Consider the following 13,322-nt stretch of genomic DNA (forward strand, 5'->3'; position numbering starts at 1 on the left):
ACGGCGGTGAGGCAACCGGAACGCTCACGGTCAATGTCGATGCGATTGAAGTCATTCGTGTGGATGGAAAATCCAGTGGGGGTCAGTTGAGTATCTGGCTCGCCCTGATGGCTCTGGGTGGCGCGCTTTGGCGTCGTCGCCCACGGGCTCAACTGAAACGCGCTGCATAAGCTAACGACCCAATAAAAAGGCGACCCGAAGGTCGCCTTTTTTATTACTTTAGCCCTATTCTTCGATGCGCTTTTTCAATTGCACGGGTTCACGATTCTTACGAATGCGAATGTTCAGCAGTTCGACTAACAGCGAGAATGCCATCGCAAAGTACACGTAACCTTTTGGAACGTGGAAGCCGAGACCTTCGCCCATGAGCGTGAAACCAATCAATATCAAGAAGCTCAAAGCCAGCATTTTAATGGTTGGGTGCGCGTCAACAAAATCGCCAATGGCTTTAGCTGCCAACATCATAACCAACACGGCAACCACAACGGCGATAATCATGACGGCAACATAATCAACGAGGCCGACTGCTGTAATCACTGAATCGAGTGAGAAGACAATATCAACTACGGCAATTTGCGTGATGATTGCAGCAAAAGTAGCTGCTTTCCCACCGCTTTTCTGTTCATGCGTGCCCTCAAGGGCATGATGTATCTCTAGTGTGCTCTTACCAAGCAGAAACAAACCACCGAAAAATAGAATGAGGTCACGCCCCGAGAAGCCCATGTCGAAAACATGGAAGAGCGGTTCGGTCAGCCCCATGACCCATACAATCGAGAGCAATAGCGCGATACGCATACCCATTGCCAACATTAAGCCTATCTGTCGCGCTTTCTGCCGTTGCGACTCCGGTAGGCGTCCCACCAAAATTGAAATAAAGATGATGTTGTCGATACCTAGAACAATTTCTAGAGCGGTGAGCGTCGCCAGCGCAATCCAAGCTTCCGGCAATAAAATCCATTCAAACATAAAGTTCCACTTACATTGGTTTACGATTGAATTACAATACGAGGGTTATTGTGACTAAACAAGTAGCAATAAAAAATTGCGTTCACAGCTATCTTTGCTAGTATGCGCAACCCATATAAAACGTTTATTTCCGCAGCAACAAAGGCGAACTTTTATGTCTGCAAATTCGTTTCTTGGTATGTTTGCCAAGTCGCCGATCAAACCAATGATCGAGCACATTGAACAGGTTCATGACTGTGCAATGGCCCTCAAACCTTTCTTCCAAGCCGTCTATAAAGGTGACTGGAAAGAAGCTGAAACCCATCGCAAAGAAATCGTCCGCAAAGAGAAAGCTGCTGACGACCTCAAGCGTGAAATTCGACTCAATCTTCCTGGCGGCTTATTCATGCCAGTTGAGCGTACTGACTTACTCGAGTTGGTATCGCAGCAAGATCGCATCGCCAACAAAGCCAAAGATATCTCAGGATTGATCACCGGTCGGGAAATGCAAATTCCTGCGGATATGGTGGAAGGTTTTGATGCATATCTGCAGCGTTGTCTCGATGCAACTGACAAAGCGAAAGAAACCATCAGTGAATTTGATGACTTGCTGGAAGCCGGTTTCCGTGGTCGTGAGCGCAAGATTGTCGACAACATGATCTCTGAACTCGATGGCATCGAACAAGACACCGATGTGTTGCAGATTCAATTGCGGCGCCAGTTGCGTGCACACGAGCAAAACATGAATCCACTCGACGCTATGTTTCTCTACCAAATTCTGGATTGGGTAGGTGACTTAGCTGACCTCGCAGAGCGCGTAGGTGCGCGTTTCGAGCTGATGCTCGCCCGCGTCTAACAGGAGACTCACGATGGATATTATTTCTACGTATAACCTCACGCTGATTCTGCTGGCTGCGGCATTTGCTTTCTTTATGGCATGGGGGATTGGTGCCAACGATGTTGCCAATGCCATGGGTACATCGGTCGGCTCGAAAGCATTGACGATCAAGCAAGCCATCATCATCGCAATGATTTTTGAGTTTGCTGGAGCGTATCTCGCTGGCGGCGAGGTCACCTCGACTATCCGTAAAGGTATTATCGACTCTGCTTACTTTGTTGATACACCGGAAATTCTAGTCTTCGGGATGATAGCATCCTTGTTAGCAGCTGGTTTTTGGCTATTGATCGCCTCATGGCTAGGCTGGCCAGTATCTACCACACACTCGATTATTGGTGCGATTGTAGGTTTTGCTGCCGTCGGTGTGAGCGCTGACTCAGTAAATTGGAGTAGCGTAGCCGGTATTATCGGCAGTTGGGTTATTACACCGCTGATTGCGGGTTTATTGGCGTACTTCGTTTTCCTCAGTGCACAAAAATTGATTTTCGACCAAGACAACCCGTTTGCTATGGCGAAACGTTATGTGCCGGTCTATATGGTTCTGACAGGTTTTGTTATCGCCCTGGTGACACTGACCAAAGGCCTCAAGCACGTTGGTCTTGAGTTCTCGATGTTCCAGAGCTTCTTGATAGCGCTGGTCGTCGGTGTTGTCGTTGGCATTATTGGTCGGTTTGCGATATCAAGAATTAAGTTTGACCCGACCGCAGACAAAGATATGCACTACACCAACGTCGAAAAGGTGTTCGCGATTTTGATGGTCGTTACCGCTTGTGCCATGGCATTTGCGCATGGTTCAAATGACGTCGCAAACGCTATCGGTCCGCTCGCTGCAGTCGTCAGCATTGTTGAAAGTGGCGGTGAAATTCAAAGCAAAGCGAAATTGGCGTGGTGGGTATTACCGGTTGGTGCTTTCGGTATTGTGCTGGGTCTGGCGATGTTGGGACGTCGAGTTATCGCTACCATCGGTAAAGGCATCACGCATTTAACCCCAAGTCGTGGTTTCGCGGCAGAATTAGCTGCCGCCAGTACGGTGGTGATTGCATCAGGTACCGGTTTGCCGATTTCAACGACGCAAACGTTAGTTGGCGCCGTATTGGGTGTCGGCATGGCGCGTGGTATCGCAGCATTGAACCTGGGTGTGGTTCGCAACATCGTCGTATCGTGGGTGGTCACACTACCAGCCGGTGCGATTATGTCGATCATCTTCTTCTATATTCTCAAGGCCTCTTTCGGAGTTGCATAAAAGCCGGTGAATAGTGAAAAGTGACAAAAAAAAGAGACTTCGGTCTCTTTTTTTTTTGCCTGCGAAAAACTTTTTTTGATGCGGTTTCGACTACAGTATGGAAGCTAGCGGATACGCCGCTGTGATAAAGGGAATCATTCTGTGTTTGCACCGTCTGATCAGCGCCTCGTCAAACGAGCGCTCGAAAATAATAAACAAGCATGGCTCGAACTCGTGAAGCGCTACGAAGGATTAGTCTACAACTATGCCTTGCGCATGGTGAGCAATCGCGACGACGCACTGGATTTGATGCAGGAAGTGTTTCTGTCGGTCTTCCGCAACTTGGCTGCTTGGCGTGGTGAAAGTTCGTTTAAGAATTGGATGATGACGATTGCGCATCATCGTTGCATCGAGCACTACCGTCGCCGGAAATCGTTTGAAGCCGACTATGACTTTGAGCAGGAAGCCTCGACCGCTGATTGGGACAGCCCTGAAGCCGTCTACTCAGGGCAACAGCAAGGCCAGCGTCTGGTTCGAGCGATGCAAGAGTTACCGATTGAACAACGTGTCGTTGTTGAATTGAAGTTTTTTCAGCATTTGAGTTTGCAAGAAATTGCTCAGCAAACTGAAGCGCCTTTAAACACCGTGAAGTCACGTTTATATGGCGCAGTGAGTAAGTTACAGGAATTGGTGGAGGTCGTATGAGTAAGCACCAGAATTTTGAGCAGTGGCTGCAACGCACAGCCGATGACTTGGTGAATGAGCCAGTGCCAGAGTGGCCGCGTGAGCGCACGTTTCGAACCACTGCAGTCAACACATTACGATGGTGGCAGAAGCCATGGTTGCCCATGACCTCATTAGCTGCATCGGCATTTGCCATGGTGTTGGTGATCGGCCAAGTGCAGATCCATAACACCGCCGACGGTTTCTCGGTCAGCTTTGGTGGTGGCGTTGATGAAGCTAAGTTAACTGCGATGGTAGAGCAACGGCTTAATGAATACGGTGCAGCGCAGCAACTAACGCTGGCCAACTACGCGAGCAACTTGCGCGAAGACTTTCGTGAAGATTTCCGCAGTGAGCTTGGTGCTGCCAATCAGCAACTTGTGAGCTACGTGTTGGCAACCAATCGGCAGGAACGCCAAGACGATATGGAAGATTTAATTCGTTACGTTAATGCACAGCGCGAAGATGATCAGGTCTTTTTCGCCAACCAGTTACAACAATTTTCAGAAGATTGGCTGCAACAAACCAGCTATCCGATGAGCCCTATGAATAGTACTCAGGAGTAATACTTATGCGTCAATTAATGATCGCTTCAGCAGTAGCTTTAGCCGTGGGCACGGTCGCGATGACCGCTCAAGCCAACTCGGAACAACGCGCAGAATTGCGCAAGCAATTAGAAATCATGAATAGCATTTTTGAAACTTCACTCAAGCAAGAAAATTCAGGTGAGCGTCGTTTTAGTTTTGGCCGCAAACTGGAGTACAGCTACTTGGCTGGGCAGGGTGTGGTCTATCGCACTCGAGTGGGTAATGGCGGATTCCAAATGTTTTTTAGCAGTGATGGGGCACCGCATCCGCCGTCTCCTCCTTCGGTTGCAACGGTGCCATTGGTTCCGCAAGTTGAAATTATTCGTGACGATACCGATAGTGACGAGATGGTGCGGATGTACTCCAGTGATTCGTTCGAGTCATTGGAAGCACTGGAAGAGCTGGAGGCTCTCGGCGATGAAATGGAACTGATCATCGAATCACAAGAAATTGTGATTGATGGTGACTCGGTCTGGACGAGCAGCGGTGAAGCGGACGAATCGCGCGAGAAAGTGCGTGAAATTACCCGCAACATTCGCGAATCAGGACGCGAACTTCGCGATGTCAGCCGCAAAATCCGTGATCTCGAATTTTCACGCCGCTCAGCCAATGGCGACGGACTCGTGAAAATCGAAAGTGAGCTGGAAAAAGCGCGCAAAGATATGCGGGAACTCGAGACCGAAGTGCAGCGGGAGACAGAAAAGCTCCAGGCAATCAATGCCGAACGGCAGCAGAAAATTATGGTTCGTCGTGCGGAACGCGAACAACAGCGTGCCGAGCGTATTGCACAGTTTGAGCAAACCATGGCGCAAACCTTGTGTGACTATGGACGGACGCTGCGGTCGTTACCGAACGGCGAGAACATTACCTTTATCCTCGAGGGTGCAGGTGACAAAGAGCAAGGTGGTGAGGACAAAATCTTCATTTTCTCGAAGCGTAATGTCACCGAATGTTCGGGTTCTGACGGTGCCAGTGATCTACTTTCAGAGGCAGTCACGTATTCCTTTTAACTGGTCATAAGATCGGTTGTCATCTCTTCAGACGCATCCTTGTGATGCGTCTTTTTTTTGCGCAACAAAACAGGTAAAGTACGCCTCCCGCAAGCCACATGAATGAACCGCCAGCAATGAACGTTTCAGATTTTACATTCGAATTGCCAGACGAACTAATTGCCCGTTATCCGCAACCTGAACGCAGTGCCAGTCGCATGTTGTGTCTCGATGGTCCTACGGGTTCTATCACGCATAGCCAATTCACCGCTATTGTGGACCAACTCCATGCGGGTGATGTGCTGGTATTCAATGATACGCGGGTTATTCCAGCTCGATTGCTGGGGCATAAGCTCAGTCAAGAAGAGGGCGCTGGCGGTAAAGTCGAAGTGTTGGTCGAGCGCATTATGGACTCGCATCGGGTGTTGGCGCATTTGCGCAGTAACCGAGCGCCAAAAGTTGGGCAGCGTATGTTGCTTGAGAACGCTGTCGAAGTAGAAATGATCGGCCGCAAAGACGCTTTGTTTGAACTGAAATTTCTCACTTCACAGCCGGTGCTTGAAGTCTTGGAAAAGTATGGGCATATGCCATTGCCGCCATACATTGACCGTCCCGATGAAGACAGTGACCGTGAGCGCTATCAGACCGTCTATAACAAGAAACCGGGCGCGGTGGCAGCCCCTACCGCGGGTTTGCACTTCGATGATCAGATTTTGCAGCAGCTTCGCGACAAAGGTATCGAGTTTGCCTATGTAACTCTGCACGTTGGCGCGGGCACGTTTCAGCCAGTGCGTGTCGATGTCATTGAAGAACATGTAATGCATAGCGAATATGCTGAAGTTCCAGCGGAGACGGTGGCAGCTATTCAAGCGGCTAAAGCACGTGGGAATCGTGTTGTGGCAGTCGGCACGACATCAGTGCGTTCGTTAGAAAGTGCTGCTCAGGCAGCAGGTTCAGACTTGATCGCACCATTTTTCGATGACACTTCAATATTTATTTACCCTGGTTACGACTTCAAGGTGATTGATGCAATGATCACCAATTTTCATTTACCCGAGTCGACATTAATCATGTTGGTATCGGCGTTTGCAGGTCGTGATGCCGTATTAGCGGCCTATGCCGAGGCGGTACAAGAGCGTTATCGCTTTTTCAGTTATGGCGATGCCATGTTTGTGACGAAGCAGAACGGCTAGGGTATACTTGCGCCTCTCGGACTGTTTTTCCGTGTTTAACTCGGTGATGAAATGAAATTTGAACTCTTAAAGACCAGCGGCAAAGCACGCCGCGGCCGCATGACTTTTGATCGTGGTGTGGTTGAAACACCTGCCTTTATGCCAGTCGGTACCGCCGGTACTGTAAAAGGGATGAGCCCTGAAGAAGTGGCGGCTACCGGCGCACAGATTTGCCTCGGTAACACTTTCCATTTGATGTTGCGTCCTGGTACCTCAATTATTAAGCAGCACGGTGACCTGCACGACTTTATGAATTGGGACAAACCCATCCTCACAGATTCGGGTGGTTTCCAAGTATTCAGCCTGGGTGAACTGCGCAAAATCACCGAAGAAGGCGCGACCTTTCGCTCGCCAATCAACGGTGAAAAAATTCTTCTAACTCCAGAGAAATCGATGGAAGTGCAACGTGATCTGGGTGCTGACATTGTCATGATTTTTGACGAATGTACGCCACACCCAGCAACCGAGGAGCAGGCGCGTACGTCGATGGAGTTGTCATTGCGTTGGGCACAACGCTCGAAGCAAGCACACGGCGACAACCCCTCCGCATTGTTCGGTATTATTCAGGGCGGCATGTACGAAGAGCTGCGCAGCGAGTCATTGAAGGGTCTTACCGAGATTGGCTTTGACGGTTACGCCATAGGTGGTTTGAGTGTAGGTGAGCCGAAAGAGGATATGATGCGGGTGCTGGATCATATCGCCCCGGAAATGCCAGCGGATAAGCCGCGCTACCTCATGGGTGTGGGCAAGCCGGAAGACCTGGTTGAAGCAGTCCGTCGTGGCGTCGATATGTTTGACTGCGTAATGCCAACGCGAAATGCTCGCAATGGTCATTTATTCGTTAGCACTGGCGTGGTGAAAATTCGTAATGCCGTACATCGCACTGATACTGGACCCTTGGATCCCGAGTGTGATTGCTACACCTGTAAAAATTACTCGCGCGCTTATTTGCATCATCTGGATCGCTCCAATGAAATGCTCGGTGGTCGGTTAAACACGATTCACAACTTGCACTACTATCAGAAGGTGATGCGTGACTTGCGTGAGGCGATTGCAGACGATCGCCTCGAAGCGCACGTCGCTGAATTCTACGCGAAACGTGAGATGGACGTTCCCGCGCTTAAATAGCGCGGGCGATATCGACGACGTATGGCTTGATGCCGGCGAAGAAGAACTCGACGGCAATGAGCATCACAATCAGACCCATCAAGCGCATCAGGATCTTGGAGCCACTGCGGCCTAGTTTTGCGAGCAATTGACGACCGCTTGCTAAGACAATGGCGGTGAGCACGCAGACCACAAAAATGGCGACGTACATGCTAATGGAGCTGCCAGGACCGGTGCTGGCTTGATTCGTCAAGATAACCATAGTGATGGCACCAGGGCCTGCAATCATCGGTATCCCGAGCGGTGTAACGGCCACATCAGAGCCAAAGTCACCGTCGGTTTCGCCGTCGACACGTTTCGGTACGGTGCGGCCACGTAGCATTTCGTAGCCCATCACGAAGAATAGAATGCCACCGGCAACGCGGAGTCCGTTGACGGAGATACTAAAGAAGCTGAAGATTGCTTCACCGAGCAATGCAAAGACACACAACGCGATAAAGGCGGTAATTGATGCCCGCATCGCCACCCAGCGTGCAGCTTTTGGCGTCATTGCCTCAGTCAACGCGATATAAATAGGAATCGCCGCGATCGGGTTGATCATGGTGAACATAGAAGTGAACTGAAATAGAAATGTCTCGAGCATTGTGGACTCCGCCAATAAAGCGCTGCGCTAGGGTAACGAGCTCAGCTACTGTAACGGGATATTGTAACGAGAATGTAGGGCAAAGCAATGCATTCACGCGAGTTGCAGAGATTGCCCGAAAGCAAAGAAAAACATGATCTCTGGCTTTACAAGAGGATCTGAACTCGCTACAATTCAGCACCATTTTTAATTGTCGTGGTTAAAAATTAACCAATTCGATAACCAACAACAGAATTTTCATTGAGGTGAGATTTTAATGCCAGTTGTTAAAGTAAAAGAAAACGAGCCGTTTGACGTAGCACTGCGTCGTTTCAAGCGCTCTTGCGAGAAAGCAGGTGTACTGTCTGAAGTTCGTCGTCGTGAATTCTACGAAAAGCCAACTTCAGAGCGTAAGCGTAAGAAAGCCGCTGCTGTTAAACGTCATGCGAAGAAGCTGTCGCGTGAGAACGCGCGCCGCACTCGTCTTTACTAAGACCGCGCTTGATTCTTGCCTGATCGTGTAAACGATTAGAAAAGCCGAATGGGGAAACTCATTCGGCTTTTTCATTGCGTGTTTGCAAGGCTTGCGTTTCACAGTAGAATCGATCGCTCAATTCAAGAGCTGTTCCGTTTCAATCAAAAGGACTTTCATGGCTGGTCTCATTCCCAAAAGCTTCATTCACGATCTATTGGATCGCGCGGATGTTGTGGAAGTGGTCGATAGCCGTGTACCTCTGAAGAAAGCTGGGCGTAACTACCAAGCCTGCTGCCCATTTCATAACGAGAAGTCGCCAAGTTTCACCGTTGCACCTGACAAACAGTTTTACCACTGCTTTGGTTGTGGTGAGCACGGCAACGCCATTGACTTCCTTATGAAGTTTGATGGCCTCGAATTCCCCGAAGCGATTGAAGAGCTGGCGCGGATGATGGGGCTGGAAGTGCCGCGTGAACAAGTGGTGAATCCACAAGCCGAAGCACGCAAACGCGCTCAAGCTGCTGATGACTATCAACAAATGGAATTGGCGGCGAAGTATTTTGCGCATCAACTGCGCAAACATCCTAACTCCGCGCGCGTCATCGATTATTTGAAAGGCCGTGGTCTCAGTGGCGATATCGTCAAGAGCTTCCAGATAGGCTATGCACCGGCTGAATGGGATGGCTTGCTCAAAGCACTCGCCAAATCACAAAACGATAAGCAACAATTAGCGGAATTAAAGCTGCTGAATAACAACGATAGCGGCCGTTTCTATGACTTCTTCCGTGACCGTATTATGTTTCCGATTCGCGACCGGCGTGGTCGTGTGGTTGGTTTTGGCGGTCGTATTCTGGAAGGCGATGGTCCGAAGTACCTGAACTCACCTGAAACTCGCGTATTCCATAAAGGCCGCGAACTTTACGGTTTTTATGAAGCACGCCAAGCACATAAGAATCAGCTTGAGCAAGTCGTCATTGTCGAAGGCTATATGGATGTGGTCGCGCTGGCGCAGGCGGGTATTTCGTATGCGGTAGCGTCACTAGGCACTGCAACCACGACCGAGCAGCTGCAGATGCTGTTCCGAGCTACTAAGCAAGTGATCTGTTGCTACGACGGTGACCGAGCGGGTCGCGACGCCGCCTGGCGCGCACTGGAGAATGCATTACCTTTGCTGACCGATGGTCTCGCAATGACCTTCTTGTTTCTGCCGGATGGCGAAGATCCGGACACCTTGGTGCGCAAGGAAGGCAAAGATGCGTTTGAACAGCGCTTAGGGCAGGCACAGAGCTTCACCGACTATTTCTTTGAGCATCTGAGTGCCCAGTATGACCTGAGCACCGACAGTGGCCGTGGTGCGCTGCTGAGCGATGCACGCCCGCTGATCGAAAAAGTGGCGAGCGAGTTCTACCAAGAATTGCTGACCGAGCGTTTGGCTAAGCTGTTGCGTCGCGATGTGTCGCAAATTAAGAGCCATGTAAAAACGCAAAAGGCGGCCAGTAACAAACCTTCCGAGGCGCTGAAGATGACGCCGATGCGCCGTGCCATAGGCTTACTGGTGCAACATCCATCTATTGGTAAAGAGATCCCTATTCATGATGAGTTGAAGGGACTCAAGGTTCCCGGTATTGAGCTGCTGCTGGCGCTCCATAAACAAACCCATGAACAACCGCGCACCAGTGCACAATTGCTGGAACTCTGGCGCGATTCCAAAGAAGAGAAGGCATTACGCCAGCTAGCGAGCTGGCAGCACCAACTCGATGATGAAGATGTCGAGAAAGAGTTCTACGGTATCTTTTGCTACTTCATTGATGAGTTTGTGAAACAACGGGCTGATGAATTGATTGAGAAGGAACGCCAAAGTCCGCTGACCAAGGTAGAAAAACAAGAATATCTCACCTTGTTGAAATACCTTAAAAAATAGCTAATTTCGCTAATCCGTTGGTGAATTTCGCACTGACGTTTCCTCACGCTTTCTTGCAAACCGTTACATTTAAAGGCTTTCTCTAGTTGGCATCATGCTTGCATACTGTATCTGTCAGAAGTCGACGATACTTCGATCCGAATCATTACTAAATATCGATATGCATAATACCTATGGAGAGTACAGATGCGTAAAACTCAAGTAGCAGGATTAGCCGCAGCATTGGTTGCTGCTTTAACTTTACAAGGTTGTATTGTGGTTGCTGACGGCGACGGCAGTTATAGCTATTCATCCGACGATTGGCAGAAGCAAGAGCGTGAAAATCGTAAAGTCATTGCGAGTCTCGACGAAGGCGCCACAATCAACTACATAGAAAACCGCTTGGGCACGCCGAACTTCTCTGAGTTGTGGACTGTCGATGGCGACAAGTATCGCGTTCTATACTATCGCACCCATCGTGTCGACTCAGACGGCGAAACATCGAAAGATGAATGCACGCCATTAGTCTTTGTGAACGGCAGTTTAGTGGGTACTGGTGAGCTAGCTGTGAGCCGAATTCCTGCTAAGAATTGATTAAATTCTGGCTGAAAACTACAGAATCTGCTATCATTTCCGGTCTTATATTTATCTCCCTTTCGAATATCGATACCGGGGATTAAGACCGGTTTTGCTTATTTAATTTTTGCTCGTTAAATAATAGGTGGTAGATCTGTATGCAGCAGAGTCGTCAATCACAACTCAGACTTCTTATTGCCAAAGGAAAAGAGCAGGGGTACCTGACCTTTTCCGAAGTGAATGACCATTTACCTTCTGAGATTGTAGATTCTGATCAAATTGAAGACATCATCAGCATGATCAACGACATGGGCATTAAGGTGTTTGAAAACGCACCGGATGCCGATGAGCTGATGATGAGTGAAGACACCGCCGATGAAGACGCAGCTGAAGCCGCGGCGCAAGCATTAGCGAGTGTTGATGGTGAGTTAGGCCGCACCACTGACCCAGTGCGCATGTACATGCGTGAAATGGGAACTGTTGAGCTATTGACCCGTGAGGGCGAGATCGATATCGCAAAGCGTATCGAAGAAGGCATCAACCAAGTTCAGTGTTCGGTAGCAGAATATCCAGAAGCAATTAACTTCCTGCTCGAGCAGTGGGATACCTGTGAAGCTGAAGAAATGCGTCTGACCGACATCATTTCAGGCTTCATCGATCCTAATGAAGTAGACACTGCGCCAGTGAGCGCTACGCACATCGGTTCTGAACTTTCCAAAGAAGAATTGGAAGACGAGGACGATGACGACAGCGATGACGACGATGACGATGATGCGAACGAGGGTGGTATTGACCCAGAGTTTGCCCGTCAGAAATTTGGCGAATTGCGTGACCAGTACGAGAAAACTCGTACTGCCATTAGCAAGCACGGTCGCGATCACGCCAAAGCACGTGTTGAAATTGAAGCGCTGAGCGACTTGTTTAAGCAGTTCCGTCTGGTTCCGAAACAGTTCGACCGACTGGTCAAAGACATGCGCGACATGATGCATCGTGTGCGTGTGCAAGAACGTTTGATCATGAAAATGTCAGTCGAGCAAGCGGGTATGCCGAAGCGTAATTTCATGAAGGCTTTTGCTGGTAATGAAAACAGTACGGCTTGGTTGGACGCGCAAATTGGCGCTGGTGAAAGCTACTCGGATGCTTTGAAAGAGCTGAAAACTGAGCTTGAGCGTTGCATTCACAAGCTTGCGGAAGTCGAGATCGAAACCGGTCTGACCATCGCAAAAGTGAAAGATATCAACCGTCGCATGTCAATTGGCGAAGCGAAGGCGCGTCGTGCCAAGAAGGAAATGGTCGAAGCGAACTTGCGTTTGGTTATCTCAATTGCGAAGAAGTACACCAACCGTGGCTTACAGTTCTTGGATTTGATTCAAGAAGGTAACATCGGCTTGATGAAAGCGGTCGACAAGTTCGAATACCGTCGTGGTTATAAGTTCTCAACTTATGCGACCTGGTGGATTCGGCAGGCAATCACGCGTTCAATCGCGGACCAAGCACGTACCATTCGTATTCCAGTGCACATGATCGAAACGATCAACAAGCTGAATCGTATCTCGCGGCAGATGCTGCAAGAGATGGGTCGTGAGCCGTCGCCAGAAGAATTGGCTGAGCGCATGGTCATGCCAGAAGATAAAATCCGTAAGGTGCTGAAAATTGCCAAAGAGCCAATCTCTATGGAGACGCCGATTGGTGATGATGAAGATTCGCATCTGGGTGACTTTATTGAAGACACCACGCTTGATTTGCCGGTGGACTCAGCAACTTCAGAAAGCTTACGCAATGCGGTACGTGAAGTCCTCGGTGGCCTCACGCAGCGCGAAGCGAAAGTGCTGCGCATGCGCTTTGGTATTGATATGAATACCGACCATACGTTGGAAGAAGTCGGCAAGCAGTTTGACGTAACTCGTGAACGGATTCGTCAGATTGAAGCGAAGGCGCTGCGTAAGCTTCGTCATCCAAGCCGTTCTGAACAATTGAAGTCATTCCTCGACGAATAGTCGCAAACCAGCGTATTCGTTGAACGAATGCGCTGAATGCGAGTCAGAA

At 49.4% G+C, this 13,322-nt stretch carries 13 protein-coding genes; 11 read left to right on the forward strand and 2 right to left on the reverse strand.

What is annotated here, in order from left to right; genetic code table 11:
• Window positions 1–225: 225 nt before the first annotated feature.
• Window positions 226–966: a TerC family protein gene (locus CWE22_RS10110; protein ID WP_169931370.1), complete on the reverse strand. Its 741-nt coding sequence runs from the start codon at window positions 964–966 to the stop codon at window positions 226–228.
• 154 nt (window positions 967–1,120) lie between these two features.
• Between CWE22_RS10110 and CWE22_RS10115 the strand changes: the two genes are divergently transcribed.
• The 7 genes from CWE22_RS10115 to tgt all read left to right on the forward strand — a co-directional run bounded on the left by CWE22_RS10115 (window position 1,121) and on the right by tgt (window position 7,724).
• On the forward strand, window positions 1,121–1,801 hold the full coding sequence (locus CWE22_RS10115; protein ID WP_169931371.1) for a TIGR00153 family protein: 681 nt from the start codon (window positions 1,121–1,123) through the stop codon (window positions 1,799–1,801).
• Window positions 1,802–1,814: 13 nt separating this feature from the next.
• Window positions 1,815–3,086 carry an inorganic phosphate transporter gene (locus CWE22_RS10120; RefSeq protein ID WP_169931372.1) on the forward strand — a complete coding sequence of 424 codons (1,272 nt, stop codon included), beginning with the start codon at window positions 1,815–1,817 and terminating at the stop codon, window positions 3,084–3,086.
• 141 nt (window positions 3,087–3,227) lie between these two features.
• Entirely contained in the window at window positions 3,228–3,770 is a 543-nt protein-coding gene (locus CWE22_RS10125; RefSeq protein ID WP_169931373.1) for an RNA polymerase sigma factor, read from the forward strand.
• Complete coding sequence (locus tag CWE22_RS10130; RefSeq protein ID WP_169931374.1) at window positions 3,767–4,354, forward strand: hypothetical protein; 588 nt, start codon at window positions 3,767–3,769, stop codon at window positions 4,352–4,354. Before CWE22_RS10125 ends, CWE22_RS10130 begins: the two co-directional genes overlap by 4 nt.
• A gap of 5 nt (window positions 4,355–4,359) precedes the next feature.
• Window positions 4,360–5,385 (forward strand): hypothetical protein, encoded by a 1,026-nt coding sequence (locus CWE22_RS10135; RefSeq protein WP_169931375.1) that lies wholly within the window; start codon window positions 4,360–4,362, stop codon window positions 5,383–5,385.
• A 116-nt stretch (window positions 5,386–5,501) separates the two neighbouring features.
• Window positions 5,502–6,557 (forward strand): tRNA preQ1(34) S-adenosylmethionine ribosyltransferase-isomerase QueA, encoded by a 1,056-nt coding sequence (queA, locus tag CWE22_RS10140; protein WP_169931520.1) that lies wholly within the window; start codon window positions 5,502–5,504, stop codon window positions 6,555–6,557.
• Between the two features lie 51 nt (window positions 6,558–6,608).
• Window positions 6,609–7,724: a tRNA guanosine(34) transglycosylase Tgt gene (gene tgt / locus CWE22_RS10145; protein WP_169931376.1), complete on the forward strand. Its 1,116-nt coding sequence runs from the start codon at window positions 6,609–6,611 to the stop codon at window positions 7,722–7,724.
• Here tgt and CWE22_RS10150 read toward each other — a convergent pair.
• Window positions 7,717–8,346 carry a MarC family protein gene (locus CWE22_RS10150; protein ID WP_169931377.1) on the reverse strand — a complete coding sequence of 210 codons (630 nt, stop codon included), beginning with the start codon at window positions 8,344–8,346 and terminating at the stop codon, window positions 7,717–7,719. The two genes, tgt and CWE22_RS10150, sit on opposite strands and share 8 nt — an antisense overlap.
• 256 nt (window positions 8,347–8,602) lie before the next feature.
• Here CWE22_RS10150 and rpsU point away from each other — a divergent pair, with 256 nt between their 5' ends.
• From rpsU to rpoD, 4 genes are all read left to right on the forward strand, one after another.
• Window positions 8,603–8,818, forward strand: coding sequence for a 30S ribosomal protein S21 (gene rpsU / locus CWE22_RS10155; protein WP_034733010.1), 216 nt, complete (start codon window positions 8,603–8,605; stop codon window positions 8,816–8,818).
• Window positions 8,819–8,975: 157 nt separating this feature from the next.
• On the forward strand, window positions 8,976–10,721 hold the full coding sequence (gene dnaG, locus CWE22_RS10160; RefSeq protein WP_169931378.1) for a DNA primase: 1,746 nt from the start codon (window positions 8,976–8,978) through the stop codon (window positions 10,719–10,721).
• Between the two features lie 186 nt (window positions 10,722–10,907).
• Complete coding sequence (locus tag CWE22_RS10165; protein ID WP_169931379.1) at window positions 10,908–11,294, forward strand: DUF3192 domain-containing protein; 387 nt, start codon at window positions 10,908–10,910, stop codon at window positions 11,292–11,294.
• A gap of 140 nt (window positions 11,295–11,434) precedes the next feature.
• Window positions 11,435–13,273 carry an RNA polymerase sigma factor RpoD gene (gene rpoD / locus CWE22_RS10170; protein WP_169931380.1) on the forward strand — a complete coding sequence of 613 codons (1,839 nt, stop codon included), beginning with the start codon at window positions 11,435–11,437 and terminating at the stop codon, window positions 13,271–13,273.
• The last annotated feature ends 49 nt before the right edge of the window (window positions 13,274–13,322 follow it).

Origin of the sequence: Pseudidiomarina aestuarii (assembly GCF_003987355.1) — a bacterium.
In the GTDB taxonomy this organism is placed as follows: domain Bacteria; phylum Pseudomonadota; class Gammaproteobacteria; order Enterobacterales; family Alteromonadaceae; genus Pseudidiomarina; species Pseudidiomarina aestuarii.